We start from the raw sequence: 25,652 nt of genomic DNA on the forward strand, positions 1-25,652 counted from the left end.
ACCCAAGCAATTATCAAATGCTTAAAAACCTCCTTAGAGAAGCATATAAAACTGTCAATCAGGGATTATGTGGTGATAGAGCGATCGCTTACAGAAGTACCGTTAAAAAAAGACTAGAAATATGCTCAACTTGTGAAAAATTTGATGCTCAAGCAAAGCGTTGTACTATATGTGGATGTTTGATGATGGTGAAGGCTAATCTTGAAGCTTCTAACTGTCCAGATGGAAAATGGTAATATCATATTCTTCTTTGTCAATACTGGTAATAAATTAATACTTAAAAATGGTTCTTCAGTACCTAATATGCCATACTATTAGTTAAACATCAAAATTTGACTTTAAAATCAAGCTTAAAATGCCTAAATCCTTATAAAAGTCCAAAATGTAAAAAAATAATGTCTATTTTTGTTGTACAGCAATACTTTCAGCTTATTAGCGGATTAATTTAGCATATCAAGTACTGAAGAGCCTTAAAAATTAAGCTAATCTAGTACCAATGTCAGATCTAAATTAATTCTTTAATTTCAATGTATGGCAATCAAAACAATTATCTCTCATCCCAATTCCTTATTAAGGAAACCTTCGATCAAGGTAGAAAAATTTGATCAAGAGCTTCAAACCTTGGTTAATGACTTGGTAGATACAATGCTTGAACATAAGTCAATGGGATTAGCTGCTCCTCAGATTGGAGAGTTAAAAAGGGTTTTTGTTCTCAATCAAAAACGCATCTTAGGTGACAAGACACAAGAGATTAAACCTGAAGATATCTTGTGCATCATTAATCCGGAAATAGCATACCAAAAGCCTGTTATTGATTCAGAAGAGGGATGCCTTAGCATTCAAGGGCAGCGTGGAGTTGTCAAGCGATTTAATCAAGTTACACTTTCAGCATTTGATCGAGAAAATCGTGCTTTTTACCTCACTGCTGATGGGGTATTATCCATTGTCATTCAACACGAAATCGACCATCTCGATGGAATTCTCTTGATTGATAAATTCCTGCCCTTGTGTTCTGATAAAACTTCCCTCTCCTAGTCTCAATCAGAACAGAAATCTGGAATCGTAAAGAATTTAACCTCCTAGTATTTACGACTAAATTTTCATTAACTCACGTTGTTTCTGCAAACGATTTTGCCACCTAAGTATTCTTGCCCACCGCTCAAGAGGAGAACTTAACTTTTGAGAGAGAATCTGATTAAGAATTTGAGTAAAAATTCCTTCAACTTCGTCAAAAGAATCAAGAAGATTCTTGCCGTAAATAGAGGGTATAAACGGAATTTTCCCAACTATTCTGGTAGAGTGTTCTTCCTCAAAAGCCTCCACTTCTGGGAATTGGTTAAGGCATTTATTTAAAACATACACCACTGGAATTCCTAACTCTTCGTCAATGGCGCGGATATCTTCTGAAATTGCCACAGAGTCGGGTGTCGCCTCAACTACTACAACAACCACATCGGCTCCTATAGGTAGACCAAATCGTCCTGCATCCTCTCCACCACCGCAGTCGAGAACTACAATCCCATTTGTACACAGCGCCAACCAAGCCTTCAGTGGGTTAAGTGTCGCATGAGAACAACGGGTAGAGTAAAGTTCTTCGATCCTTAGTGCAGTAGTTCCTACCGACATCAATGCTAGCCCGTCACTGAGGGTTTTTACATATTTTTCGGTGAATGAGTCTACTGGATCAATAGAGAATTTTTTGACTTTATCGAATGAAGTACCGTAGAACTCGCGGTAAGTCTGATCCCTCAAGAGTCCTTGAAACTCATAAAATTCCTTCTCAGCTTGAGTGATGAGAGGAAGTTGCTGAAGTTCCTTTTCTCCATATCCAGGATAGTGAGAACAAAGGTAGCGCGAGAGGAATCATTGGCAGCATCAATTTGCTGCTTTAGAAATTCCTCATTTGCGTTCACCTGCTGTTCATCATCCCGACCCTAATCCTTTTGCATTGCGGAAATTCGCTGAATCTCGTAACAGTGAGTTCTTTCCCCCCTACGATTTGCCAGGAACTCAACTATTTGAAGATTTTTGTGAGGATATAATTAGCCGCTTTTCGTTACAACAGCAAGTAATTCCCCTTGGTGTGACACGTATTGAGGCTTTACCATCACTGATTCGTCCGCGCTTACGCCTGTGGTTGGATTCGGGACAATCGATAATTGCACGGCGGGTAGTACTAGCAACAGGTAGCAGTAAACAGCAAATACCCGATTGGGTAAACCAGATAGAGTCCGAGTATCCCCAAGATAGGCTTTGTCACTCGCAGACAGTGGATTTACGGCAATTATACTTAACGGGTAAAAGGATATTAATTATAGGTGGCGGGTTGACGAGTGGACATTTGGCAGTAGGTGCTATTTCTCGTGGTGCAAAAGTCCACCTGATGATGCGGCGACAGTTACAAGAAAAATTATTTGATGCTGAACCTGGTTGGTTAGGGCCAAAGTATTTGAAGGGATTTTTTGCTCAACAAGATTACCAAAAGCGCTTTGACATGATTGTGCAAGCGCGTAATGGTGGTTCCATGACACCAGCAATGGGACTGCAACTACGGCGAGAAGTACGTAATGGTAATCTTAAAATTGATGAAAACTGTCAAGTTTTGCAAGCCCAGTGGTTAGGTAAGAGTTGGCAAGTTCAATGTAGTGATGGTAGTCAGTATGAATACAGTCGGATTTGGCTTTCTACTGGCACTAAATTTGATGCGACATCACAAGCGTTATTACAAGAAATTTTAGATACTTATCCAATCAAAATAGTTAATGGTTTGCCAGTTTTGGATGAATATTTGCGTGTTCCAGGTTGTGAATTATTCCTGATGGGTGGTTTAGCAGCTTTACAAGTAGGCCCAACAGCACGAAATTTATCTGGTGCAAGAATGGCAAGTGAAAAGATTGTCCCAGCAATTTTGAAGCCCAAAGGAGCGTTTTTACACCCCAGAAGTGCTTGAAATAATTTGCTTAATAACGATTATCATTACTGTATGAATATACCCAAAATTACTGTTGTCGCAGGTTTAGCAGGCGCTGGAAAAACCACTTGGATTACTCAACAAATAGCTTGTAGTGATAATACTACGAGTAACATACTGTATTTCAGTCCTGGGACGGGTAACGTTCCTATCGACCAAACCCGCATCAAGAGCGAATATCCTACCGTTAAAGTCTTTGGTGATGGACAGGAAGTTGAGTTTCTCAACCAACTATCAACAGCAGATGCTGTTTATATTGAACTGGGTTTTTATTTAGAACTGAATGCTATCACGCCAATACTAGATAATTTATCGTATCGTGCGATCGCCCAAGGGGCGGCTCCTTACAGGAACATCGCTATTTTGCCACCTCATCTCCAAGATTATGAGTATCATACTTGGGCAGAGGAAATTAAACCAGGTGCAGCCATTGATATCAGTATTACCCCTACCCAACTATGGCGCGTCCCTACCACAGGTCAAGTTATCGACGAAGATAGTTTGCACGAGTTTTGCTATGAAATTACTCATGGCGCTTACGGTCAAGTGAGTCGTGCTAAGGCAATTTTTGATGTTGCAGATGGGCGAAGTCTTTACGCTGATTTTACTCTGGGTGTACCAGCAACCGATTGTTGATGAAAATGGTGTTATTCTCAACGACCCCACAGTCGAAGTGCTAGTAAAAATGGCGGTAAGCCAAGCCGCAGCAGGATCAGATATGGTCGCACCTTCTGACATGATGGATGGTAGAGTAGGGGCAATTCGTCAGGCACTTGATGTAGCAGGATACATTGATGTGCGAATTTTGGCATACTCTGCAAAATATGCCTCTGCATACTATGGGCCATTTCGAGATGCGTTGGGTCGCAACCTAGATGAGGCAAAGCTAAAAGAGGATTTTCGAGCGTGTCTGGTTTAAGAGCAAACATACAAGGTGAGTTTGAGCAGCGCCATTTAGGGATGCTGTCGGATTACGTGACAGCGATCGCTTGGCATGACAACGGTGAATTCCTAGCAGCTAGTTCCGCAGCTGGAGAGGTGATGCTATGGCACGTTAACCAAATGTTTCATGAAACGTTTCTACAAAAGGGAAACGGACAATCTGTAGACTGTCTTGCCAATTCTCGTGACGGTCAATTTCTCGCCGCAGCTGGGCAAAACGGGGAGGTTAGAATTTGGCGTTTACACTCAGGGGAGCCAGAACTTCTCAACATTCTGGAAAATGGTGCTTGGGTAGACCGTATGGTGTGGAGTCCCAAGAGAAACTTATTGGCATTCAGTTTGGGGCGAACAGTGCAGGTATGGAATGCAGACATAGGTAACATTGAAGCCACGCTAAATTTTGATACTTCCTCCGTTCTTGACATCACCTGGCATCCCAATGGTGAAAGTTTAGCAGTTGCTGGTTATCAGGGGGTGAAGATTTGGATGGTAACTAATTGGGATGATGACCCATGTTTGTTACCAGTTGATTCCGCTTCTTTGGTAATATCTTGGTCACCTGATGGTAAATATATTGCCTCTGGTAACATGGATCGTACCATCACCGTTTTGGAGTGGAACAACCCCAATCCTTGGGTGATGCGAGGCTTTCCAGACAAGATTCGCCGCTTGGCATGGTCAGACACATCCTCAAAATCAGGCGCTCCAATACTTGCCGTTTCTAGTGTTGAAGGCATAGCTGTATAGGAAAAACAGTCTCATGATTGGGATGCTCGAGTCCTGTCAAGACATGAAGATGTTGTGCAATCGATCCAATTTCAACCAAATACTCACTTGCTGGCTTCTGCTGGTGAAGATGGCAAGCTGTGCTTGTGGAATAAGGATAAGCGGCTAACTCAGATTCTTGATGGTGCGAATGCTGGATTTTCTTGCTTATCCTGGCATCCTCAAGGGCATCAACTGGCAGCTGGGGGAAACAACGGCGAGTTAATTATCTGGTCAAAGGGAACGCGGGGTCACGGATTTGGGCGAGCTTAAGTGCTTTTAAGTATAAATAGGATTCTAAATGCCATTTGCTTGCTGATGCAAGTTAATCATGCGATCGCATAAACGCTTGAGCAGCCAAAAGTCATGACTAATAACCAAAATACCTATTTCAGCTTGACGAACGTAATCGATAACAGCTTTCCAAATCAAAGCTTGAGTATTAGCATCTAGCATTGCCGTCATCTCGTCAGCAATCAAGTAGCGAGTAAGCCTTCCTAACGAACGAGCCACAGCTATGCGCTGGAGTTCGCCTCCGCTTAACTCATGAGGCCAGCGATTCAGCCAATTCTGGTTAATATTTAAAGCTTGGAGTAATTCCCCAGAAGGCATTTGCCCTTCTTTTAAGATTTTATTAATCCGCCAACGAGGATTCATAGCCAACTCAGGATTCTGAAAAATCATTTGCACCGGACAATAACTCCGTATTGGCAAAGGCTGATCATCTACACTGATACAGCCTTCTACAGGTTGAAGATAACCAGCTAAAATTTTACCCAGAGTTGTTTTTCCTAAACCACTAGTTCCACTCAAACCCACGATTTCGCCAGGATTTATTTCTATACTAAAGTCCCGCAGTATCCAAGGTTGATTAGCATATCGGGGTAACTTGCAGCGTTACCGAAAAAATAATTAACAATAGTAGGGCTATCCAAAAAGCGGGAGCTGATGCCAAAGTATAAGCATAAATCCGAATCACCCGATCTACTAAAGACCCTTCCTTAGCTCCTGCGACAATACCCAGCAATACACCGAATGCACCAGAAAACAACCACGCCAACCCCATCAGTGCTAATGATGCCTCAAAACGTTCAGCTATCACTTGGGACACCGTTTGGTTGTAGGTCATGGAAGTTCCCAAATTACCTTGCAGTAGTTGTCCTAGCCAAAGAAAAAAACGTGTAGTCATGGGTTGATCTAATCCCCAACGTTGGGCAGTTAATTCTCGTTGTTCTGCACCCACACGCATCACATCAGCCCCAATATAAGCATCTACCGGGTTAACAGGAGACAAGCTTACCAGGACAAAACTGATTATTGACAGTGCTATTAGTAGCAGTAGAAAGTGTAGGAATTTTTGGAGTAAGAATCGCCAGATATGCTTCATAGGTCAATCGCAGTTCCACTTCCAAGAGGTAACGTTGGCTAATATTGAACCTGTGTAATTGTGAGTTACCTGCTTTTGTTTGCCAAGGTCTAAACAGCTATTCACAAAGTAAGTTTGCTCGGGACTAACCAGCCAAGTAGATGCAGCATCGCCTTTAGTAGTGATTCCAGTTTGACCGTCCCACTGTAACTTTTGCCAAAATAATCTTGCTTCTATCTCTGAGGCTGCGGTCATACCTTTGTCAAGATTTTGGTCAACGGTAGGATTAGCATAGTAACCAGGATTTTGCCAATTTCCTTGGGCAACTGGACTATGGTTTCGGCTGTGAGGGGTTGACCATCCGAAAAGCGGACATCTTCACGGATTTTGAATGTCCAGATTTTGCGATCGCTACTAATAGTGTAGTTTTGAGCAAGGTCATTTACCAGTTCTAGATCTTCGTTACGGCGCAACAGTGTACTTTGAAAAAGTGGCGGCCCGTAATAATTCCAACCCATAGTTGGGTCGAACCCCTTGTCGTCAAAATCCTCCCATGAAAAAGCCAGCACTATCTCATCTTTGGATTCACCGCTAACTTTAGTAGCTGGTGGACTTGAAGAAACTTGGCTACAAGCAGCCAATATCTGCACCAGTAATAAATTCGACAACCAGTGCCACCATTTGATTTCACAGATTTTCAATCTAGAAATACTTAAATTCACTTTAATTATTCTCACATAAAGTTTCTACTGCTCCTACTGTAGTTCCTAAAGCACAATAAATTAGAGCTTTATCTTGCTTGAGTTTTGACCAATTAAAATCAGGTTGTTGTCTTTCTAAATCTATAGAAGCTTCTGCATAATAACATCCTGGTCTTACAGTGCCAGGAAAATCTAATTCTTCAGGACATAAAAATAAATGTGGTAATTTCAAAGGAATCACATGCTGAAAATCTAGTAATTCCAGAGGAACTTTACTCTTGATAGCAATTTTCTTGATAATATTTTTAATATTTATATCGATACCAATTAACCAACTGAATGGTAATTTAAATTGTTGTATCCAAAACTGAGGAGAAAATTTTATTTGTCGGTTTGGATTAGGCGGTGGTAGTGCCGTAAACATATCCGTTAAATAAATGCTTGTAATTTGGCATTCATAAGCTATTAAAGCCAGTAAAGTTGAGAACAAAGGGGAGGATGTACTAATCAAAAGTAAATCGGGATGAGTCTGTTTGAGCAAAGTATGTACTTCGCGGTTCTCTCCTGTTAGAAAGGAATTAATCATAGATTTAAAATACTTGATATATTTAATTTGCTCTAAGATGAGCTTAAGCCCACTAGCTTTAAGATGATTATCATCAACTTTTCGTATAAAACCTTTTGGGAACCATCTTTCGAGAATAGGTAGAAAAGTAAAACCATGATTTTGAGCATTTTCTTGAGAATCTGGTATCCCCAAATAAAGCACTTCATGACCAAAGGATTTTAGAGTTTTCGCCAATTTCAAAGTGCCATAAAATTCGCCTTGCAATCGCCAAATACAAAATACAATTTTTGCCATGACTAAAACTCCACTGCAAATGTACCTAATACCGTCAATGGTGCTGCGGGGAGAAGACTAAAACCATCTACTTCGTAATATTTAACGTCAAAGAGATTTTTGACATTTAGACCAACTCTATAATTACTCCGACGATAAAAAACAGATGCGTCAGTTCTTAGATATGAGGGAACTGTGAATGTATTGGGTAAAGATACCTCACGTTCTGCTGCATATACTAACCCCAAGCCAAAACCTAAACCTTGCAAATTACCGTTTTGAATTTCGTAAGTAGTCCACAAGCTAGCGCTATGTTCAGGTACGCCTGCTGTGCGATCGCCAATCAGATCCGGGTTATTATCTTCAGTGACAACAATATCTGTATAAGCATAAGTAGCGATTTTGAATCTGGCTAATTCTACACCAAATAAAACATTGTGACGTAATGAACCTGTATTAAATTTTCCCGAAATTTCGGTTTGTGAGGTGTAATTTTCTGTTTTCTGCGCTCCTTGTGAAGATGTCCTATCTAGTGTACGACCATCATCTCGTAACGATATTGAATATATCCGAGCATTACCAACTTCAGTATTATTAATAGTGGCATTTAACCCCTGTCTAAATTTCCAATTATCACTAAACTGGTGTTCCAAGTTACCACTAATTGAGGCAACATTTCCGGTAGTTGGGTCAAGATTAGGTTCGCCAATAAACCTGTTAACTGGAAGTTTTAAAGATACAGGATCTAAGGGTAATCCTTTATCAAAAATATAACTATAGTCGAGATATTCAAATTCGGTGGTGAAAGTTGTGCGGGGACTAATTTGTAAAGTCAAAACCGGAGCAATGAAAAAGTTTTCGCTAGAGACAAAATCACGATAGCTGTTGCTATTTTCATAAGCGAGATTTAAACGGTACAAAGCCGAGCGATCGCTTAACAATGGCCCAGTGATATCAATAGTTGGACGGTAAAAATCGAAACTCCCGATGGTCAACTGACCTTGGTAAAAGGGACTGTCAAGCGGCTTTTTCGTCACTGTGTTAACTAGCCCACTCAAGGAAAAAGAGCTACCACCACCATAAAGAACTGATGACGGGCCTGTGAGAACTTCTACTCGCTCAACATTAGCAATATCACGCTGATTTCCCTGATCCCGGAAACCGTTGCGGAGGTTTTCATACCCTGCAAACAAACCGCGAATATTGTAACCGGATGCTGTACGATCCGTTGCACACCACTAACGTTATCTTATATATTAGATAAGCATCGCCAACTCGTACCCGTTGGAGTACCTGGAGAAATCTACGTTGGTGGTGCTGGGGTGACGCGGGGTTATTTGAATCGTCCCGAACTGGCTGCTGCAAGGTTTAGCGATCGCAACTTTGGAAATTACTCTATCAGGCTTTATCAAACTGGAGACTTAGGACGTTATTTACCTAATGGCGAACTTGAGTATTTAGGACGCATTGACGAACAAGTAAAAGTTCGTGGCTTTCGCATTGAGTTGGGAGAAATTGAAGCGGTATTGCACCAACATCCAGCTATTGAGGAAGCTGTGGTTTTGATGCGAGAAACTGAGTCTGTTGGTGACATTCAGCCTGATGCTGGTGTTACGGAACTGCGCCAATTTATTAAACAAAATAAATCAGAAAATTTTAGCGATCGCCAATTAGTTGCTTATTGCGTTTCTTCTCAACAACCTGCACCAACAATTACTGAATTGCGTCGTTGGCTAAAAAATCAGTTACCTGAATACATGATACCTACGGCTTTCATCATGTTAGATAGTCTACCTTTAACGCCCAGTGGGAAAGTAGACAAACGAGCATTACCAAACCCCGATCGCATCAGACCTGAACTAGATACAGCTTACATTGCTCCGACTACCTCAGCAGAAAAAGCATTAGCTCAAATCTGGACACAGGTATTGAGGATTGAACGAGTAGGTATCCACGATAACTTTTTTGAGTTAGGAGGAGATTCGATTCGTAGTATTCAGGTATTAGCCAAATCTCAGGAAATAGGCTTGAATTTTTCGCTACAACAACTTTTTCAACATCAAACAATTTATGAATTAGCGCAGGAAGTTAATATTACTGAACCGAGTTCTTTATTAAGCCGAAAAACAGAAAAATTTAGTTTGATTGCTGCAAGCGATCGCCAAAAAACAGAAAAATTTAGTTTGATTGCTGCAAGCGATCGCCAAAAATCACTGGCGAAGATAGCGCAGGTTCCTGTTAAGCACGTTTTATTAGCTGCACATATCAGAGTCATGAGTTTATTAAGTGGTGAGACGGATGTATTAACGGGTTTGGAGTCTAACGGTAGATTAGAGACTGAAGACGGAGAACAGACGCTAGGTATTCATTTGAACACTGTGCCATTACGTTTACAACTGCATAGAGGAACTTGGATAGACTTAATACAACAAACTTTTCAAGCAGAAAGTGAATTATTACCTTATAGACGCTATCCCTACGCAGAATTGAAAAAGCTTAATCGTGGAGGACAGCTATTTGAAACTGTTTTTAATTACACGCACTTTCATATATTTCAGAATCTCCAATCATTAACAGGTTTAGAAATTATCGGCGCGCAAGGTTTTGGTGAAACCCATTTTGCCTTAAGAGTCGAGTTTAACCGAGAGCCATTTTCGGATAATATTCAACTTGATTTAGAATGCGACCTCACCAAGATTAATCAAGTTCAACTAGAAGCCATTGGTGGTTACTATTTTGAGACACTAACAGCCATGTCTCAACAACCAAGCGATCGCTATGAGTCTCAATGTTTGCTTCCTGTTAATGAACAGCATCAGTTATTGATATGGAATGATACAAGTAGGGAATATCCCGAAAGCTTGCTTATTCATCAATGGTTTGTAAATCAGGCATTGCAGACACCAGATGCGACTGCTGAATTCATCCCATATTTTTCCAAATCACTCTTATTCAAGCTTTTATTTGCCTGAACCAAGTTCTTACCACCTGCATGACAAGAAGCGCAATTGGCAGAAAAGACTTTAGCTGCATTAGCTGCATCTGCTGCTAGAGCTGGATGATTAAAGGCAAAAGTGAAAATTACTATGCAAGGTAAATATTGTCAGAACTTTTTTGGGGTAATTTGGGGGTAAAGAAGTTTTGTAAAGCGTGAAAGTACTGATAAATCAAGGTTGAGAGAGGACTGAAAATCCTCGTGTCACCGGTTCAAATCCGGTTCCTGGCATTTATAGATAAAACCCCTGGTAATCAAGACTTCCAGGGGTTTACTGTCTCCATAAAAACCCCATTTCAGCCGTTTTTGGTGGTGTAAATCTGGTGTAATTTTATGCCACGTTGGACATTTTTGGACGGGGTTAGTCAAATTTTGGGGGTAAATCAGGGCGCGCTGATTTACCTAATTTCAGGAGTTGCCTATGAACTCTCAACCCTCTGGAGGTAAATCCTCTAAAGGTACTACAAACGCTTGCAACTTGTTTTTCGCTATGGCGGGAAGTGTCATTATCTTTCGACAGGTTTTACTGCCTCGGATGGATTTGGATGGTGTTGATGTTCTATGCGAACCCAAACTCTTACGACTGTTGTGGATTTTTAGCCAAGTCCCGTCTTTACGCCAATTGCGAAAGTACGTATAGACTGTTTGCCAAGCTGGAAAATCCCCTGGTAGCGATCGCGCTTTTCTTTTGGGTTTCGAGGAGAGTGTGATACTCCGCAGGAGTAGCTAGCTGCCGCGATCGCCTTCCAGAACTATCTTGCTTTGAAGTGGGTGAAGTTTGTATCAAATCTCCTGCAAATATTATTGGTTATTGGAAATTACCAGAAACTGCAGCAAAAACCTTAGTAGATGGCTGCATTCATACTGGTGATGCTGGTTACTTTGATGAAGAAGGTTACATTTATATTTGCGATCGCTTGAAAGACATACCCAAGTCCAAGCAGCAGTGGTGATGGTTCGAGAACTGCAAAGCGAGAATAAATCTATAGTTGCATATGTTGTTTCTCAGCAACAGTCATTAACAATTAGTGAATTGCGTAACTTTCTCAAACAGAAGTTACCTGATTATATGATTCCCAGTGTGATCGCCATTATCATGGAAAAAGGTTGGGAGCAAGTTATCGCTGTACAAGGAATGATTTTTACACCAGGAGGTAAGTTCTGCTTTAACCAATCCTGCACTCTTACTTGCATTTGTTCGTCAACGCGATCGCATTTAGTTAGCAACACTAAGTCAGCACAAGCTAGCTGATCTTCAAATAGATGCAGTGATAAGGTCATAGCTCGAAACTCACGCACTGGTCATAATGCTTGCTACCTAACCGAGCTTGAGGGAGTTTCCTTAGCAAAGTTTCTATCCATCAATTCTGTACGTGAATTTGTCCGCACAGCCCGGAACATTCCAAACCGGCACAGCCCTGTACCAAACGCCAAACGCATCAGTAAAAGTGTCGGTACTTCCCGCACAGACTTGACAAAACCAGACAGTCCAAAACGCACCAATCCCTCAGGTCTGGCTATCCCTTGCCAAATCGAATCTAACCAAGAAGGAAGGGTTTCTTGCGTCCAATCAGCCGTAATTACCTCACCTTCGACTAATCCTGTAGCTGTCAACAGTTCAGAAAATCCCTCAATGCTAGAAAAAGCTGGATGAGACCACTGATCTAGCAATTGTCGCATTACTGGTTTCTCCCAAAAATTTAGCGGCTTTTGGCGGTCATCCCTTTGATTCCAGTCAGCGACAACCAAAATTCCACCAGGCTTTAGCACCCGCATTAATTCTCTGGCAAAAATGGCTTTATCAGGCATATGAGGACCTGCTTCGATTGACCAAACTACATCAAAACTGGCATCTGGAAACGACAGTGCCATCGCATCATCGACCGCAAACTGGACGTTTAGCCCGTCGGGTGTTAGCTCCTGGGCGCGTTTTACTTGTTGTGGACTGATGGTAATTCCTGTGACAGCAAATCCATAATCTCGCGCTAAAATCCGACTGCTGCCCCCAATTCCACAGCCAACATCTAAGACGGTAGTACCAGGAGGTAATTTATCTAAACCACCCCACTTAACCATTTCGTGTACAAAGTCAGATTTAGCAGCCAAAAAATCCTTGCGTCTTGGTGGCGAACCGTAGTGACCGAGGTGAATGTGTTCTCCCCAGTAAAACTCTAGGATGCCGTCAAGCGTCCATAGGTCGTAGGAATTGGCAACTGTGGCTGAGGATTGATACTTACGAGCCGTTAGGAAATAAGCCGCAATTCCAATTAGTAAAACGATAAGAGAACCAATTACAAAATAAACTAATGAAGTTGACATTGTTGTGACAGCTTTTTATTTAGCTAACCGTTGTATGGATGTTGGTGTGTTTATGGTTCATCCCGAATTAAACGAGCGATCGCAAGAGAAATCTTCCTATAGGTTGAGCTTGCAATATTTTGCCAACCTCGAATCATTTTCCTGAGATTTAGAAAGGGTTGCTGCTTATCTTCTCTGATACTTGTTTGTTGCATCTTAACACAACTGTGATTTGCTTGCGTAAAAATCAATGGTCGATCTATACTGGCATTCGTCGTTAATCGGGGCAAGTTTCATTCTTTACCAAAGCTTGCTCTGGATTTTTATTGGACAATTTTTTTAACAGTTTTTCAACCTCAGAAATTGTTAGGATTGCCAGCGTTTGGTGACATAACGTTGACAATTTTTTATATTGCTAAATCTAGTTAACAATTCTTTTCCATTCTGACAATTATTTTTCTCCAATTGATTAACTTATCCAGTATGCAAGCTCTATCCAAACTCTTTGAGGAATCCACAACGGATATCTATGTTGTTCGTCGTGATGGTTCGACGACACCAAATTCACATATTACTGCGATCGCACCCAGCACTTCTTCATCTTTAGTTCAGGGTTATACAGCCAGCGTTTTGCCTGTTTATAGCAAATTCTTTTATCAAAAGTGGGCAAAGGGTTCAGTACCAATTGCACCGCCTTATATTCGGGATCATTTATGGTTCTATGTCGAAAAGAAGACACTAGATCAGAAAAAAGTCGTCAAAGCGATCGCCACAATTCAACAATGGATTGATACTGGAATTTCGATGGAATTGCTCTTTAATTTGAACGCTGGAATCTATTTTCCCGACAAGCCAGAGCGATGTCTGACGGAAATTGCATAAGTTATGGAGTTATGCGAGTATATACCCGATGAACAAAACGATCGCCCCTTGGTGTGTCCGCTAGGACGATCCCTAGCACCCTACAGAGAACTTGATTTATCAGCATTTGGTATGAGGATTTTACTCATTGAAGATGATGGGGCTATTGCCAAAGCTGTTGCTGAAGCCTTGGGCGACAAAGGCTATACTGTTGAAATGGCTCACGACGGTCAGACCGGTTTAGCCTTTGCGGAAACAGGTTTATTTGACTTGATTGTCCTGGATCTGACCTTGCCCAAACTAAACGGCATCCTCCTTTGCCAAAAACTGCGGCAACAAAACCTGTCTGTGCCTGTGTTAATGTTAACCGCACGAGACACCACCGCAGATAAGATCGTTGGTCTGGATGCAGGAGCCGATGACTATATCATCAAGCCCTTCGAGATATCTGAGTTACTAGCCAGGGTTCGCGCCTTGTTGCGTCGGCGTTCACTCCCCTTTGCAGAGACACTGACTTGGGAAAAGCTCCTGCTCAGGGTAGACTCCTGCGAAACCTTTTATGATGGTATCATTCTGCGCTTAACCCCTAAAGAATATGCTTTACTTGAGCTTTTTTTGAAGAATGGCAGCCGCATCTTGACGCGCCAATACATTCTAGAACGAGTCTGGACGTTTGATGACCTGCCTGGGGAAGACACAGTCAAAGCGCACTTGCGCGGTCTGCGTCAGAAGCTCAAGTTAGCAGGAGCACCCCCCAACTTGATTGAAACAGTGTATGGCTTGGGCTACCGACTTAACCCAAATCTCCAATCTGCGGTTTAACCGCCTGCGTAACCGCTTGCTGCTATTTTACTTTTTGGCCATTACGGCAATTTTAGTTTTTTTCGCAACGACGATTTACGTCCTTGTATCGCGCGATCGCCAACAGCAATTTGACCAACAATTGCAGCAGATCGGTACTTCCGCAGCGGGAATCTGGGAGGTTGTGCAGCACGAATATGAAGAACTGACGACTCAACCTGAGTACGCCGCTTACCGACGCACCTTGCCCCACGATCGCCAGGGACAGCTTTTACCGATCGCCCTTGTGCAACTGATGGGTAAATACCAAATGGACACTGCACCGCCGCTGGTTCCGGGAACACTCCTCGACGCAACCTACGGAATTGCTTGGTATACGCCCACGCGAGAGCTATTGATCTACGAGGGAATATTGTTTAACTTGCCCCTACCAGACCAGATTCCGGCTGAAGGCTTGTTCGTATCCAGAGACAAAACCCGCAGTTTCTTGCAGCCGGTTTACAAAGCCTCGCAGCAGTCAGGGCAGGAGTTGGTAGGGTATGTTGCGGTCACAGGGACGCTAGCAGAGTTGGAGACAGAGCTAGCCCATCTGCGCGCGAACTTGCTCCTAGGTGTTGCGATTGTAGCGGGCTTAGTGGTGTTGGCAGGATGGTGGCTCACGCGCCAGTCGATCGCCCCCGTGGCCACCAGCTTAGCTCAACTCAAGCAATTCACTGCCGATGCCTCCCACGAATTGCGCACCCCCCTAACAGCCATTCAGGCTTCGGCTGAGGTTTTGCAGAGTCATCCCGAACGCATTCACCCTGGCGACATCGAGAAAGTGACCGCGATCGCCACTGCTGCCACCCGTATGGGCCATCTGCTCAAAGACTTGCTGCTCATAGCTCGCCTTGATGCCCAAGCCCCTGATCAGCGGGGATGGCACGTCATCGACTTGGATGAACTGCTGGAAGACTTAGTTGAACTGCACCGCGATCGCGCCCAAGCGGCCCAGCTCATGCTGACCTATCAGTCCCAAGCCACGGCCAAGGTTTACGGGGATGCCGAGCAACTCCAGCGCTTATTTGCCAACTTGTTGAGCAACGCCCTACAGTACACCCTCACCGGCGGCACCATTACCGTTACCTTACAACAAGCTGGGAAAGCCGTCTTGGTCAGAGTGCAAGATACCGGCATTGGCATTGCGCCCGCAGACTTGCCCCACGTTTTTGACCGGTTCTGGCGGACTGAAGAAGCGCGTCACCATTATCGGGATGGATCTGGGCTGGGGCTGGCGATCGCCAAAACCATTGTTGAGCGCCATCATGGCCACATCAGCGTGCAAAGCCAACCCCACCAAGGTACCTGCTTTGAAGTCAAGCTCCCCTGCCGGTAGGCTTGTGTAGATCAGTGAAGTTGTGCGGCGGCAGATAATCTTAAACTCTCGCCGATAACCTCTGTACCGTCCGCACCAACGCAGCGTTAGCCGTCGCCACTACGTTCGATCTCGCGCTCAATAATCTCTTTGACAAACTCAGGCAATTCCTTTTCTACGCTGACAGCCCTCTGCCTGAGCCTTTCATAAATCTCAATGTCATCTCCTTCCCAAAGCAGATCTATTCTCCTGACCTGTCGCATTGCGATATGCTCATAGCTTTCTGGATACGCCCAGTAGCAGGATAGACAATCAGATCATTTAACCAAAAGCTGTGGGCAAGCTGATTCGCACAGAAGCCTAAGACGGCTAACAACCTTTTAGCAGGCAACCTATGGCAGTCAATTACCGAGTTCTTTACTTTTACTGGCTAACTTGAAAGTCAAAGAGTTTGAATCCATCTCCTAATTACAGAGGTTAGCCATGAACAAGTCGCAAGCAGTCGCTTTATTTCTGAGTTTAAGTTTGGCAACAGGTGTGACGGCCTGCACCAACCAACCCAACAAACCAGGTGGTGGTGAAGAAGGAGGCAGTTTAGCCCCTACCTCACCATCCGCCGCAAATTGGCATCAACCAGCCCCTGTTCAGACCCTGGATGCAACTCTCCCTGTGGCTTCTCGTGGTGAACGCGGTGAACGCGGTGAACGCGGTGAACGCGGTGAACGCGGTGAGCGGAGTGCCCTGCCCTCAAGTCAAATAGTGTAAACAGAAGTCGCTTAGGAGTACCATGATCCTTTGCATTGACGGTGTTCTCGATTCAGCTGAGCTGACCGAACTGCACCAACTCTTGCAGCAAGGTCAGTTTTTAGACGGCAAGCTCACTGCGGGTACCTATGCCAAGGTCGTCAAAGAGAACGAGCAGTGGCAGAGCGAGGCAGGGGCTAAGCAACAAGCTCAAACCCTCGTTCTCACGGCACTCCAGCGCCACCCTCTGTTTCAGTCCGTCGCGCAGCCCCGCTCTATTTGCCCGATCCTGTTTAGTCGCTATCAGTCGGGCATGAGTTACGGGGTACATATGGACAATGCCCTCATGGGAGAGGGAACCACGCTAACGCGGACAGATATTTCACTGACGCTCTTCTTGAGCGACCCCGCCACCTATACCGGCGGCGAACTGGTGATCGATACTAGCCTGGGGGAACAAACTTTCAAGCTAGCAGCTGGTTCGATGGTGGTGTACCCGTCCACATTTCTCCATCACGTCACGCCGGTCACGGAGGGGGTGCGCTTAGCCGCAGTCACCTGGGTTCAGAGCCTAATTCGGAACCCAAGCGAGCGGGAAATGTTGTTTGAGTTGGATACCGTTCGTCAAGCTCTATTTGAGAAATACGGCAAGACCGTTGAGTTCGATCTGTTGTGCAAACTGCATAGCAATCTATTGCGCAAGTGGGTTGAGCTTTGAGGGGTAGATAAACGGGTACACGGTAACCATTGCTGACTTTCAGGTAACCTATGAACATCAAAAACATTAAGATTGTCAAGCTGCATCGCCAATTAGCCCTACCCTTGTTTGTGCCACTGTTGTTGACTGGTATCAGCGGCGTTGCCTATCGGCTCGGTCGAAGTTGGTTGGGTTTGCCCAAGTCGTTTGGTCAGTTCATGATGAGCATCCATGAAGGTCGTTTTCTAGGTGAGCCTTTGGTTCCTTTTTATGTTGCTCTGGTGGGTTTAGGCTTGTTGGCCCTGATTGGGAGCGGGGCAGTGCTTTGGTCTCGTTTCCGGCGGCGATCGCCCGCCAAGCTGCCACCAGAGCGGAACATCCATCGCTTCCTAGCACCGATCGCCTTCCTACCTTTAGTGGTGACCGCTAGTACTGGCATTGCCTATCGCCTGAGCATCACTTGGCTCGGTTTTTCTGAGGAGCAGGTCAAGTTTTTGATGACCCTGCATCAGGGTTCCTACCTTGACTCTACCTTGAAACCGTTCTATGTCCTATTAGTAGGCGCTGGACTCCTCATCATGCTGTGCACCGGCGTGCAAATGTTACTCCTTGCCCGTCGCACAAGGAGAGAGGCCAACTAGGGCAGCTTAAAGGTTCTCTCTCAATCGGGAGAAGTGGGAGCAGACTATGGCTCAGAAAGCAGTTCGGCTCCACTCTCCCAAGTGGGGAGAGGGGCTGGGGATCTGTCAGGTGCTTAAGGACGGGGATTTATGCCAAGGGGTTAGGAACTAGCCTCTCAAACGTCGATGTTGATCCTCTTTGTAAAAACCCACAGCTTTGTGAAGGGTTTAGGAAAGTTCAGCAGTTGAAGCGTCAGAAACCTCGCACGTAGCTTAAGCGGGGTGCGTAGTTAGTTCATAGTTTATAATACGCCCTTACACCCCCGTGTTTCTTGAGAGAGTGATGGCGAGCGATCGCTCAGAAACACTGTAAAAACTGAGATAATCATTACATCGCTTGCAAAAGTAGATTTTCTACTCTACAGGAAAAGATAAAGAACAAAGAAAAGAAAGTCTTTCAATTTCTTGACTTCTTTATCCTTCACCTTTTTCCAATTCTGCAAGCAGTTTATTCTTTTTGCGCGTCCCCTGTTTTGTAATTGAGACAAATGATGTTGGATAGCGAAATTATCCCCTATTTTTGATCAACATCACTTGTACTATTTGTGTGGCGATATCACTGGAGATGCCCAAAGCTTGATATAAATCATTCAAAAAGTCTCGTTCTTCCTGGGAAACAACTCCATCAGCTAATACTAAATCAGTTGCTACTGCAAAAGCCGCTTCCCGCAAATCATGTGGTAAAGACTCCTTAGCAGCATTAAACAAAACATCAATACCCTCACGCCTCAGAATCCCCAAAAGTTTGTCAAACATTCTGATCATGACATCATTGGAATAACTTCTGAAAAGTCTCATTCGAGACAGGGTGGATGAGATAGCACGCGCCTCCTCTTCAGAAAGATAACCGTCTGAGGCTGTTGCAGCCAGAGTAATAGCGGCAAATGCTTCTGCTGGATTGAATGCGTCTTGAATTTGGCTTTGTGTGCCGAACATTTTGTCTAATAAACCCATTGTAGTTTGCTCCTTTGCTTTGGTCTCAAGCTCAGTATATTTACTGCTACTTTTCGCTTTGTTGGTAGCTAATGACACTTGCTGAGACTCTTGAGCTTAGTGTTCCCAGGATTCTTGTCTAGTGAACACAATACTCAATGGTTTCCGACAATTAGTTAAATTTTTAGCTTGTAGTTAGCGAAACTGCCTGGGGGATATTTGGCGATCGCTTGTTTTTTCTATTGTTTCAATTACTGCCAAACCAATACCAGAAGCTGTAATTAGCAGAGCTACTGATATCAAAAAGGCATTTACAAGGATGTGGAGGGCTTCGTCGAAGAAAATGTAGGTGGTCATGGCTTTGCTCTCTTTAACTCTGTTGTGCTAGTACTATTTGTTTTTTCACACCTTGACAGCTGATTTTCGGTCTTTAAAGTACCAGCATATGCATCTTAACAAAACTTTAGGTATTTAGCGAGATGTCTAACAATTTTTCTTTTGAAAGATTTGAATAAATTTTGCTGATATTTTATAAAGCCATGCAATTAACAGTAAGTAGATGTAAAAAATACATTCAATAAAATTACTGAAACTGCTTTGGTAATTATTTGTTGAAGCAGGAAATTTTCCTGCCAATTTTAAGAACAAAACACCTCCACAGGCTCGTGACCACAACGAGGGGATGAAAAATTAACGTAGACACAGCAGTGGTGAGGCGATCGCAGTCTTGGACGCCGCGTGCTACCCTGCGGGCGTCTCCGTCCGACGCAGTGACTTCCCGTGAAGGCGGCTTAAGGCAGGGTACACAGATGGATGATGGGATTGCTGTTAAGTTAATCCCCAATTCCCATTTTCAAGCTAGACATTGATTGATGGTTGCTACCACAGATTGGGAAAGTGTTGGCAAATCGTAACCACCTTCTAACCCAAATAGAATTCGACGAGTTATACCCAAACAATAGTTGGTAAAAATACCGTAATCTTGAGGTTGCAGATTAATCATGGCGAGTGGATCAGCAGCATTGGCATCATAACCAGCACTAACAATCAATAAATCTGGTTGAAAGTCTGACAGAAAGGGTACAACCTTTTTGCTAAAAATAGGTTGATATACTCCGATATCATTACCAGGCGGTATGGGTATATTGAGAACATTGTTATGAAAACCTCTTTCTGTAGCTTTACCAGTACCTGGATAAGAGGGATATTGATGCAGCGAACAATAAGCAATTTGAGGATTCATCTCCACAATTGCTTGGGTTCCATTTCCGTGATGCACATCCCAATCTAAGATGGCGACGCGGTTAATATCGGGTTTTTTCAGAGCATAGAAAGCAGCGATCGCAGCATTGGCAAATAAACAAAACCCCATCCCGTAATCTCTTTCAGCATGGTGTCCTGGTGGGCGTGCTAAAACAAAAGCGGGTTCACCAGATTCTATGACAACATCTACTCCATCTAGCCAAGCACTCACTGCTAGTAATGCGACATCGTAACTACGGGGAGAAACGGCGGTGTCCGTATCCAAATAGCCACCACCATTAGAGGCTAATTCTTGGACTGCTTTAATATAACTTGGGTTGTGTGCTTCCTCCATTAGCGATATTAAAGGACGCTTTGCCACTGGCGTGGGCGATCGCCATTCAATTTGCGAAGCAAATGGCGCAGTTTGTAGGGCACTAGTAATAGCGGTTAAGCGTTCTGGTTTCTCTGGATGGAGATACCCAGTTTTGTGATCCAGAAATTCATCAGAATAGATAACTGTAAACATAGCCCAAGCAAGATTGGCAACGGGATACTGATTGAAATTGTATCTTCCCTAATCTTCTGTGAAACTGATGATTTCGTGACTTGGTTTATCAGGCATTTCTAGCACAACTGAATAAAGTGACATCCTCCCACCACTGACTCAGAGTACCGAGTACAGTGGGGGCTTCCAAGAATCACTTCCTGGGTTTTCCTGCTTCATTATGAGCTAAATCGCTTACCTCAATTGCATTATCCATGTTTCCGTCCCCGTTAAGGGGAATTGAATGAAAACTCTAATCCCACCCAAATCCCAGTGGCGTTGTCTAACCCTATGTTTCCGTCCCCGTTAAGGGGAATTGAATGAAAACAAAATTGGTGATTAGTTTGATGGTTGAGGGTGCGGTGAGTTTCCGTCCCCGTTAAGGGGAATTGAATGAAAACTTATGCGCTATCTGCAGTGCGATCGAGCACTAGCGGAATGGTTTCCGTCCCCGTTAAGGGGAATTGAATGAAAACTTGGAAGCAAGTTCTTTGAGATAATAAATCATGAAGGTTTCCGTCCCCGTTAAGGGGAATTGAATGAAAACCTTTTGCGTATTTGTCATGTGTATCTTATGGATACCCAAGGGTTTCCGTCCCCGTTAAGGGGAATTGAATGAAAACTCCTTGCGGGGGTACGGTGATAATAAGCTGTACGCTGTTTCCGTCCCCGTTAAGGGGAATTGAATGAAAACATGTAGATGCTTTCGGTTTAGAAAGTCCTGTAGAGGTTTCCGTCCCGTTAAGGGGAATTGAATGAAAACAAAATTTCTGAGATCGTTTCTTACAACCAACGACTGTGGTTTCCGTCCCCGTTAAGGGGAATTGAATGAAAACTCTACTCTCCTGGAACCCTTGCCACAACTGAGTTTGAGAATACCATTTTCGCGGGGGGTCTATATATTGCTGTCAATAAGCTTATTTTAATGATCAAAAGCACTGTTTACAGCTACCTTAAACCCTTACCTAGCAATGCTTTCGCGGGGGTCAACGCTAGAATCAGGGTTTGGGAGTCTGTCATACCCCCGCGAAAAATTTAAGTATTGAAAGTCAAAAAAATACACCTTTGTTCAATTGGAAACTTTTAGATTAAATTGTCAAGGTTCTGTTAAAGTTTTACTTTGACGGCTAATAGTATAACAAACTACTCCTGACCAAACAAGGCAAAAGTTAAACTTTTAACTTGTCAGTTTCCCCCTGACAAATCCATGCTCCCCAATAAAAGGGATGCTCCAGTGGCGTATCTTCTTCATGGCAATCAATTTTACTTTGTGCTGACAACTCGTTCACCCTCAATAGTTCCTTCAAAACTTCTAAACCCAAAGCAGACTGCCGCAATTTTTTTACTGTAATTTTACGTATATAATTCTGGGCATCCCGTAAAGCTTCTGCACGCCCCATTCCTAAGAGCAGGTTGTCAAAAAAACGCTCCATCAGCAGAGCAGTTGGTTTGTCAGGTACTTTCCACAGACTCATCACCAGTGTTTTTGAACCCGCGACAGCAAAAGCCCGACGCAAGCCAAATACGCCTTCGCCAATTTTAATATCTCCTCTGGCAGTATCACAGGCAGATAATACAGTCAGTTCGTTCGCCCATAAATCCAAATTGGTGATCTCCTGAGCAAAAACAAAGCCTTTACCTGCTAATGGTGGTAGATTACCGCCAGATAGCCAAGTATTTGCACCCGCCAAAGCAAATCCAGAGCGCATCATTGGGTTTTTTACCTTTGATATCGCCAAACGCTCCATCCCTAATTCTTTGCGCTTCACCTTAGGGGATACTTGTGGCAAATCTGGTAAGAACAAACCATGAGTGGCGATCAGCATAATATTAGGACATCCACTGCTGACTAAATGGCTTTCCAATGCTTCTGCTCCCATATATAAGCGTGCATTTGGTAGCTTTTTAGCAAGGCTTTCACCGAGAAATCTTGTACCAGCAGCGCGGGACAATATTTCACCATCAAGAGTATTGATAAATTCTTCTCCTCCTTGTCTCCCTTGTCCCTTGGCTTCCCTACTCCTGTGCTCACTAGCCAAATCAAAATCTGGATCAGCCATAATCATAGGTGCATCCGCAGTACGGGTGATCTGAACTTGAGAGCGGAGAATATCCCGCCCGACACCTAAGTACGAAATAATATATTCATCCATCAAAAGGTGCGTACCCGTATCATCGATGGGTAATATTTGAAACGGTAGCAAGTTCAAGTTACCATCTGGTGCAAGTATTAGATGTTTGCATTTACTCACCACTTCACGGATAGTCCCAAAAAGCACTTGACTTAGGTGGATAGCTACTGCTGGATTATATTGTTTAATTTGTAACTTGGGTATAGAGGCTGCTTTTCCCCACGCCAGCGTTTTTTTGGTAGAGTCCGATGCTTGCAAACGAAATTCCTGAATTAGCTCATCAATAGCTTCAGCCTCTCCTAAATCGATCATCTGCACTGCATTTGGCTGCTGGGCTGGTAAAATAAATGCCAAATAACGAGCAGGATGCCATTGTGTTTCTTTTCTAGCTGGAACTGCATGAAAATCGTAAACATCGAAGCGGACAAATTCTACTAAAATCGAGTTAGTTGGTAGCGTCTCAGCCACCGCAAAGCGGTCAAGAAGTTTCTTTGTTAATTGAATTTCTGGTATTTGGGATGCTAGTTGTTTTTGTAAGTGGTTATATCTAGCCTCCAGTTCTGCTAACTCTTGCTGATAATTCGTGAAATCACTGATTTGACGAGTAGAAAAAGTCAGCTTGACTAACTGTGCATTTAAATCACTCAGCTGACGAAATTGTTCTTGCAGATGGGGATAGCGATCGCTCACTAAAGCTTCATTTTGAGCAGACAATGATGCAACTGTTAGAGCTTTGCGTTTGAGGACAAAATCTAACCCTTGTTGCAACGCATATTTTGAATGAGGAAGATGTTTGTAAATTAGAGAGAGAAATAAATCGAAATTACCTCTAATTTTCTCAATCCAAGCTAATCGATCATTTTCAGAACTAAAAGCAAATACACTGCTAATTAGCTTATCATTAATTTCACTAGCTTGAAGGCGACATAAAAAAGCATCATCAAAACGTTGAGTAGCAGCTAATAAAGTTGCTAAATTATTTAAACTAAATGCCACATCTGGATGATGTTCTCCCAACAGAGACTTCCTCATCAATAAGGCTACTGTATAATATTGTTCAGCTTCGAGGTAGCGTCCACTAGACAAGTATATCTCTGCTAAATTATTGAAAGTGTTAGCAATATCTGGATGTTCTTGACCTAATAGAGACCTTCTGATATCTAATACTTCCAAATGCATTGCTTCCGCTTCATCGTAGCGCCCCAGACTGCCATAAATTGTAGCCAAATTGTTCATCGTACTAGCTACTCGTGGATGTTTATTGCCAAACTGATTTTTGATAATTAACAATACTTTTAAAAATAACTGCTCTGCTTGCCAATACTTGAATTGAGCATCATATAGTACTCCTAAATTATTCAGATACACCGCCACATCAGGATGCATTTCCCCCAGCAAGCGTTCACTCAAAAAATACGCTTCACGGTAAATCTCTTCAGCTTGGGAATACCGCCCTTGTAAACGATAAATTTCTGCGATTCTATTTAAACTATCTGCAATATCAGGATGTTCTTGTCCAAATAAATTCTTTCTGATTGCTAAAGCTTCTAAATATTTTTGTTCAGCATCCGAAAAACGTCCTTGCTCTTTATAAAGTCCACCCAAATGATTTAAATTCTTAGCAACACTAGGATGATTTTTACCGTATATATTTTTGTAAAGCAACAATGCTGACAAATACTTTTCTTCGGCTGCTTGGTAGCGTCCTTGATAGGCGTAGAGAACTGCGAGACTATGTAAACTGAGGGCAATATCGGGATGTTCAGGAGTTAGGGAACTTTTTCTGATAGAATAAGCTTCCACATATACTTGCTCCGCTTCCACATAACGTCCTTGTAGAAGATAAATATCTCCCAAATTACTCAAACTCTGTGCAACTTCTAAATTCTCGTCTCCAAACAACTTCCTTCGCATTGTCAAGGCTGTTAAATGCATGTTTTCTGCATCTGCATAACGCCCTTGCTGATTATAAGTATTAGCAAGATTATTTAAGGTAATTGCCACATAAGGGTGTTCATCACCAAGACATTTTTTAGATAGTTCCAATGCTTGGGAATAATTTTCTTCAGCTTGAGAGTAAAGTCCTTGAGAATTATACAACGCTGCTAAATTATTTAAGCTGACAGCAATATACCAATGCTCATCACCCAGCAACTCTTTTCGCATTGCTAATGCTAACAAGTGCATTTTCTCAGCATCAACATAACGTGCTTGATTTTCGTAAAGGGCTGCAAGATTATCCAAACTTTGAGAAATATCAACATGGGAATCTCCCAACAACCGCTTCCGCATCTCTAGTGCTTCTAGATGCATCTTTTCCGCATCTTCCAAGCGTCCCTGTTCTCGATAAACTTCCCCAATATTATTTAAATAATTGGCAATTTGCTCGTGTTCATCACCTAAATTAAATTTAAAAATATCTAAAGCTGCAAACAAGTACGTTTCTGCTTGAGAATATAGTCCTTGAGCAACATAAAATGCCGCAAGATTATTCAAAGCTTGGGCAATATCTGGATGTGAATCTCCTAGTAATTCTCTTCGTAAATTTAAGGCTTCAATATATAAAGGTTTCGCCTGTGAAAAACATCCTAACATTCGATATAATTCTGCAAGATTATTTAAACTATCTGCAAAATTTTTATGCTTATATAGATTTTTGCGTCCTACTTTTATAGCTTCTTGTGCAACAATTATCGCTTGTTCAAATTTGCCTTGTCCAGCAAGTCGTACCACTTCTCGATTAAGTTGATCTATTTTTTCTAGAATTTCTTTCATCTGCTAA

Annotated in this window: 26 protein-coding genes, 6 pseudogenes and 1 CRISPR repeat array; of the genes and pseudogenes, 16 read left to right on the top strand and 16 right to left on the bottom strand. The window is 42.9% G+C overall.

The annotated features are described in order from the left end of the window. Positions 1 to 17 precede the first annotated feature (17 nt). Positions 18 to 236, top strand: a complete 219-nt coding sequence (locus NIES592_RS00990) for a hypothetical protein (protein WP_073554670.1) — start codon at positions 18 to 20, stop codon at positions 234 to 236. Between the two features lie 295 nt (positions 237 to 531). Beyond that, positions 532 to 1,035, top strand: coding sequence for a peptide deformylase (gene def, locus NIES592_RS00995; RefSeq protein ID WP_062249404.1), 504 nt, complete (start codon positions 532 to 534; stop codon positions 1,033 to 1,035). A 57-nt stretch (positions 1,036 to 1,092) separates the two neighbouring features. Here the strand turns inward: def and NIES592_RS01000 are convergent, their stop codons facing one another. Beyond that, entirely contained in the window at positions 1,093 to 1,752 is a 660-nt protein-coding gene (locus NIES592_RS01000) for a carbon monoxide dehydrogenase maturation protein (protein ID WP_073554671.1), read from the bottom strand. A 109-nt stretch (positions 1,753 to 1,861) separates the two neighbouring features. Between NIES592_RS01000 and NIES592_RS01005 the strand changes: the two are divergent. From NIES592_RS01005 to NIES592_RS26125, 5 genes and pseudogenes are all read left to right on the top strand, one after another. Then, positions 1,862 to 2,950: pseudogene (locus NIES592_RS01005) on the top strand (FAD-dependent oxidoreductase); the annotation flags it as partial. A 33-nt stretch (positions 2,951 to 2,983) separates the two neighbouring features. Then, positions 2,984 to 3,601, top strand: a pseudogene (locus tag NIES592_RS01010) (GTP-binding protein); the annotation flags it as partial. Continuing rightward, positions 3,600 to 3,833, top strand: a pseudogene (locus tag NIES592_RS01015) (porphobilinogen synthase); the annotation flags it as partial. The pseudogenes NIES592_RS01010 and NIES592_RS01015, both read left to right, overlap by 2 nt. Before the next feature lie 44 nt (positions 3,834 to 3,877). Continuing rightward, complete coding sequence (locus NIES592_RS01020) at positions 3,878 to 4,660, top strand: WD40 repeat domain-containing protein (protein ID WP_371915087.1); 783 nt, start codon at positions 3,878 to 3,880, stop codon at positions 4,658 to 4,660. A 33-nt stretch (positions 4,661 to 4,693) separates the two neighbouring features. Then, positions 4,694 to 4,951: a WD40 repeat domain-containing protein gene (locus tag NIES592_RS26125; protein ID WP_371915093.1), complete on the top strand. Its 258-nt coding sequence runs from the start codon at positions 4,694 to 4,696 to the stop codon at positions 4,949 to 4,951. A 24-nt stretch (positions 4,952 to 4,975) separates the two neighbouring features. Here the strand turns inward: NIES592_RS26125 and NIES592_RS01025 are convergent, their stop codons facing one another. Genes NIES592_RS01025 through NIES592_RS01050 form a run of 6 tightly spaced genes read right to left on the bottom strand, consistent with a single transcriptional unit; the run spans position 4,976 to position 8,779 of the window. Beyond that, positions 4,976 to 5,539 (bottom strand): ABC transporter ATP-binding protein, encoded by a 564-nt coding sequence (locus NIES592_RS01025; protein ID WP_073554673.1) that lies wholly within the window; start codon positions 5,537 to 5,539, stop codon positions 4,976 to 4,978. Positions 5,540 to 5,549: 10 nt separating this feature from the next. Next, positions 5,550 to 6,065 (bottom strand): ABC transporter permease, encoded by a 516-nt coding sequence (locus NIES592_RS25655; protein ID WP_256678043.1) that lies wholly within the window; start codon positions 6,063 to 6,065, stop codon positions 5,550 to 5,552. 3 nt (positions 6,066 to 6,068) lie between these two features. Further along, a complete protein-coding gene (locus NIES592_RS25660; protein ID WP_073554674.1) occupies positions 6,069 to 6,299 on the bottom strand; it encodes a hypothetical protein in 231 nt (76 codons plus the stop codon). Continuing rightward, on the bottom strand, positions 6,296 to 6,781 hold the full coding sequence (locus NIES592_RS25665; RefSeq protein ID WP_256678044.1) for an ABC transporter substrate-binding protein: 486 nt from the start codon (positions 6,779 to 6,781) through the stop codon (positions 6,296 to 6,298). The genes NIES592_RS25660 and NIES592_RS25665 overlap by 4 nt, the downstream gene beginning before the upstream one ends. Further along, a complete protein-coding gene (locus NIES592_RS01045; protein WP_073554676.1) occupies positions 6,768 to 7,607 on the bottom strand; it encodes a hypothetical protein in 840 nt (279 codons plus the stop codon). The genes NIES592_RS25665 and NIES592_RS01045 overlap by 14 nt, the downstream gene beginning before the upstream one ends. Before the next feature lie 2 nt (positions 7,608 to 7,609). Continuing rightward, complete coding sequence (locus NIES592_RS01050) at positions 7,610 to 8,779, bottom strand: TonB-dependent siderophore receptor (protein WP_073554677.1); 1,170 nt, start codon at positions 8,777 to 8,779, stop codon at positions 7,610 to 7,612. A gap of 129 nt (positions 8,780 to 8,908) precedes the next feature. Between NIES592_RS01050 and NIES592_RS01055 the strand changes: the two genes are divergently transcribed. Beyond that, the gene (locus tag NIES592_RS01055) at positions 8,909 to 10,558 is read left to right on the top strand and encodes a condensation domain-containing protein (protein WP_073554678.1); all 1,650 of its coding nucleotides are present in this window, start codon (positions 8,909 to 8,911) and stop codon (positions 10,556 to 10,558) included. On the opposite strand, the pseudogene NIES592_RS01060 reads toward NIES592_RS01055, so the two are convergent. Both NIES592_RS01060 and NIES592_RS26130 read right to left on the bottom strand, forming a co-directional pair. Beyond that, positions 10,495 to 10,693, bottom strand: a pseudogene (locus NIES592_RS01060) (cytochrome C6); the annotation flags it as partial. The gene NIES592_RS01055 and the pseudogene NIES592_RS01060 overlap by 64 nt on opposite strands. Positions 10,694 to 11,105: 412 nt before the next feature. After that, positions 11,106 to 11,265: pseudogene (locus tag NIES592_RS26130) on the bottom strand (transposase); the annotation flags it as partial. A gap of 83 nt (positions 11,266 to 11,348) precedes the next feature. Here NIES592_RS26130 and NIES592_RS01075 point away from each other — a divergent pair. Together NIES592_RS01075 and NIES592_RS25670 are read left to right on the top strand one after the other, a co-directional pair. Further along, the gene (locus tag NIES592_RS01075) at positions 11,349 to 11,534 is read left to right on the top strand and encodes an AMP-binding protein (RefSeq protein ID WP_084552191.1); all 186 of its coding nucleotides are present in this window, start codon (positions 11,349 to 11,351) and stop codon (positions 11,532 to 11,534) included. Next, positions 11,534 to 11,617, top strand: a pseudogene (locus NIES592_RS25670) (hypothetical protein); the annotation flags it as partial. The gene NIES592_RS01075 and the pseudogene NIES592_RS25670, both read left to right, overlap by 1 nt. A gap of 29 nt (positions 11,618 to 11,646) precedes the next feature. Here NIES592_RS25670 and NIES592_RS26135 read toward each other — a convergent pair. Genes NIES592_RS26135 through NIES592_RS25545 form a run of 3 tightly spaced genes read right to left on the bottom strand, consistent with a single transcriptional unit; the run spans position 11,647 to position 13,094 of the window. Then, on the bottom strand, positions 11,647 to 11,862 hold the full coding sequence (locus NIES592_RS26135) for a GTP-binding protein (RefSeq protein ID WP_084552194.1): 216 nt from the start codon (positions 11,860 to 11,862) through the stop codon (positions 11,647 to 11,649). A 33-nt stretch (positions 11,863 to 11,895) separates the two neighbouring features. Continuing rightward, positions 11,896 to 12,900: a methyltransferase domain-containing protein gene (locus tag NIES592_RS01090; protein WP_062249383.1), complete on the bottom strand. Its 1,005-nt coding sequence runs from the start codon at positions 12,898 to 12,900 to the stop codon at positions 11,896 to 11,898. Between the two features lie 50 nt (positions 12,901 to 12,950). Continuing rightward, the gene (locus NIES592_RS25545) at positions 12,951 to 13,094 is read right to left on the bottom strand and encodes a hypothetical protein (protein ID WP_256678045.1); all 144 of its coding nucleotides are present in this window, start codon (positions 13,092 to 13,094) and stop codon (positions 12,951 to 12,953) included. Between the two features lie 268 nt (positions 13,095 to 13,362). Between NIES592_RS25545 and NIES592_RS01100 the strand changes: the two genes are divergently transcribed. The 6 genes from NIES592_RS01100 to NIES592_RS01130 all read left to right on the top strand — a co-directional run bounded on the left by NIES592_RS01100 (position 13,363) and on the right by NIES592_RS01130 (position 17,977). Continuing rightward, positions 13,363 to 13,761 carry a hypothetical protein gene (locus NIES592_RS01100; RefSeq protein WP_218600587.1) on the top strand — a complete coding sequence of 133 codons (399 nt, stop codon included), beginning with the start codon at positions 13,363 to 13,365 and terminating at the stop codon, positions 13,759 to 13,761. Between the two features lie 3 nt (positions 13,762 to 13,764). After that, positions 13,765 to 14,562, top strand: a complete 798-nt coding sequence (locus NIES592_RS01105; protein ID WP_256678046.1) for a response regulator transcription factor — start codon at positions 13,765 to 13,767, stop codon at positions 14,560 to 14,562. Beyond that, on the top strand, positions 14,516 to 15,916 hold the full coding sequence (locus NIES592_RS01110; protein ID WP_073554679.1) for a sensor histidine kinase: 1,401 nt from the start codon (positions 14,516 to 14,518) through the stop codon (positions 15,914 to 15,916). The genes NIES592_RS01105 and NIES592_RS01110 overlap by 47 nt, the downstream gene beginning before the upstream one ends. A gap of 462 nt (positions 15,917 to 16,378) precedes the next feature. Further along, positions 16,379 to 16,660, top strand: a complete 282-nt coding sequence (locus NIES592_RS01120) for a hypothetical protein (RefSeq protein ID WP_073554680.1) — start codon at positions 16,379 to 16,381, stop codon at positions 16,658 to 16,660. 22 nt (positions 16,661 to 16,682) lie between these two features. Further along, entirely contained in the window at positions 16,683 to 17,357 is a 675-nt protein-coding gene (locus tag NIES592_RS01125) for a Fe2+-dependent dioxygenase (protein ID WP_073554681.1), read from the top strand. 50 nt (positions 17,358 to 17,407) lie between these two features. Beyond that, entirely contained in the window at positions 17,408 to 17,977 is a 570-nt protein-coding gene (locus NIES592_RS01130) for a PepSY domain-containing protein (RefSeq protein WP_073554682.1), read from the top strand. A gap of 546 nt (positions 17,978 to 18,523) precedes the next feature. Here NIES592_RS01130 and NIES592_RS01140 read toward each other — a convergent pair. The 4 genes from NIES592_RS01140 to NIES592_RS01150 form a co-directional block, all read right to left on the bottom strand. After that, a complete protein-coding gene (locus NIES592_RS01140; RefSeq protein WP_062249370.1) occupies positions 18,524 to 18,970 on the bottom strand; it encodes a tellurite resistance TerB family protein in 447 nt (148 codons plus the stop codon). A 174-nt stretch (positions 18,971 to 19,144) separates the two neighbouring features. Continuing rightward, positions 19,145 to 19,306, bottom strand: coding sequence for a hypothetical protein (locus tag NIES592_RS24855; RefSeq protein ID WP_178379452.1), 162 nt, complete (start codon positions 19,304 to 19,306; stop codon positions 19,145 to 19,147). Between the two features lie 496 nt (positions 19,307 to 19,802). Beyond that, a complete protein-coding gene (locus NIES592_RS01145) occupies positions 19,803 to 20,720 on the bottom strand; it encodes a histone deacetylase family protein (protein WP_073554684.1) in 918 nt (305 codons plus the stop codon). Between the two features lie 235 nt (positions 20,721 to 20,955). Then, positions 20,956 to 21,574: a CRISPR direct-repeat array (repeat unit 35 nt; unit sequence GTTTCCGTCCCCGTTAAGGGGAATTGAATGAAAAC). Positions 21,575 to 21,907: 333 nt separating this feature from the next. After that, positions 21,908 to 25,645, bottom strand: a complete 3,738-nt coding sequence (locus NIES592_RS01150) for a tetratricopeptide repeat protein (RefSeq protein ID WP_073554685.1) — start codon at positions 25,643 to 25,645, stop codon at positions 21,908 to 21,910. Positions 25,646 to 25,652: the final 7 nt, after the last annotated feature.

Source organism: Fischerella major NIES-592 (assembly GCF_001904645.1).
Classification (GTDB): domain Bacteria; phylum Cyanobacteriota; class Cyanobacteriia; order Cyanobacteriales; family Nostocaceae; genus Fischerella; species Fischerella thermalis.

Bases quoted from the DNA above. Each gene is read 5' to 3' on its own strand.
- NIES592_RS00990 (WP_073554670.1), top strand. From the start codon at position 18: ATGCTTAAAAACCTCCTTAGAGAAGCATATAAAACTGTCAATCAGGGA.
- def (WP_062249404.1), top strand. From the start codon at position 532: ATGGCAATCAAAACAATTATCTCTCATCCCAATTCCTTATTAAGGAAA.
- NIES592_RS25655 (WP_256678043.1), bottom strand. From the start codon at position 6,065: ATGAAGCATATCTGGCGATTCTTACTCCAAAAATTCCTACACTTTCTA.
- NIES592_RS25660 (WP_073554674.1), bottom strand. From the start codon at position 6,299: ATGACCGCAGCCTCAGAGATAGAAGCAAGATTATTTTGGCAAAAGTTA.
- NIES592_RS01045 (WP_073554676.1), bottom strand. From the start codon at position 7,607: ATGGCAAAAATTGTATTTTGTATTTGGCGATTGCAAGGCGAATTTTAT.
- NIES592_RS26135 (WP_084552194.1), bottom strand. From the start codon at position 11,862: ATGACCTTATCACTGCATCTATTTGAAGATCAGCTAGCTTGTGCTGAC.
- NIES592_RS01090 (WP_062249383.1), bottom strand. From the start codon at position 12,900: ATGTCAACTTCATTAGTTTATTTTGTAATTGGTTCTCTTATCGTTTTA.
- NIES592_RS25545 (WP_256678045.1), bottom strand. From the start codon at position 13,094: ATGCAACAAACAAGTATCAGAGAAGATAAGCAGCAACCCTTTCTAAAT.
- NIES592_RS01100 (WP_218600587.1), top strand. From the start codon at position 13,363: ATGCAAGCTCTATCCAAACTCTTTGAGGAATCCACAACGGATATCTAT.
- NIES592_RS01105 (WP_256678046.1), top strand. From the start codon at position 13,765: ATGGAGTTATGCGAGTATATACCCGATGAACAAAACGATCGCCCCTTG.
- NIES592_RS01110 (WP_073554679.1), top strand. From the start codon at position 14,516: ATGGCTTGGGCTACCGACTTAACCCAAATCTCCAATCTGCGGTTTAAC.
- NIES592_RS01120 (WP_073554680.1), top strand. From the start codon at position 16,379: ATGAACAAGTCGCAAGCAGTCGCTTTATTTCTGAGTTTAAGTTTGGCA.
- NIES592_RS01125 (WP_073554681.1), top strand. From the start codon at position 16,683: ATGATCCTTTGCATTGACGGTGTTCTCGATTCAGCTGAGCTGACCGAA.
- NIES592_RS01130 (WP_073554682.1), top strand. From the start codon at position 17,408: ATGAACATCAAAAACATTAAGATTGTCAAGCTGCATCGCCAATTAGCC.
- NIES592_RS01140 (WP_062249370.1), bottom strand. From the start codon at position 18,970: ATGGGTTTATTAGACAAAATGTTCGGCACACAAAGCCAAATTCAAGAC.
- NIES592_RS24855 (WP_178379452.1), bottom strand. From the start codon at position 19,306: ATGACCACCTACATTTTCTTCGACGAAGCCCTCCACATCCTTGTAAAT.
- NIES592_RS01145 (WP_073554684.1), bottom strand. From the start codon at position 20,720: ATGTTTACAGTTATCTATTCTGATGAATTTCTGGATCACAAAACTGGG.
- NIES592_RS01150 (WP_073554685.1), bottom strand. From the start codon at position 25,645: ATGAAAGAAATTCTAGAAAAAATAGATCAACTTAATCGAGAAGTGGTA.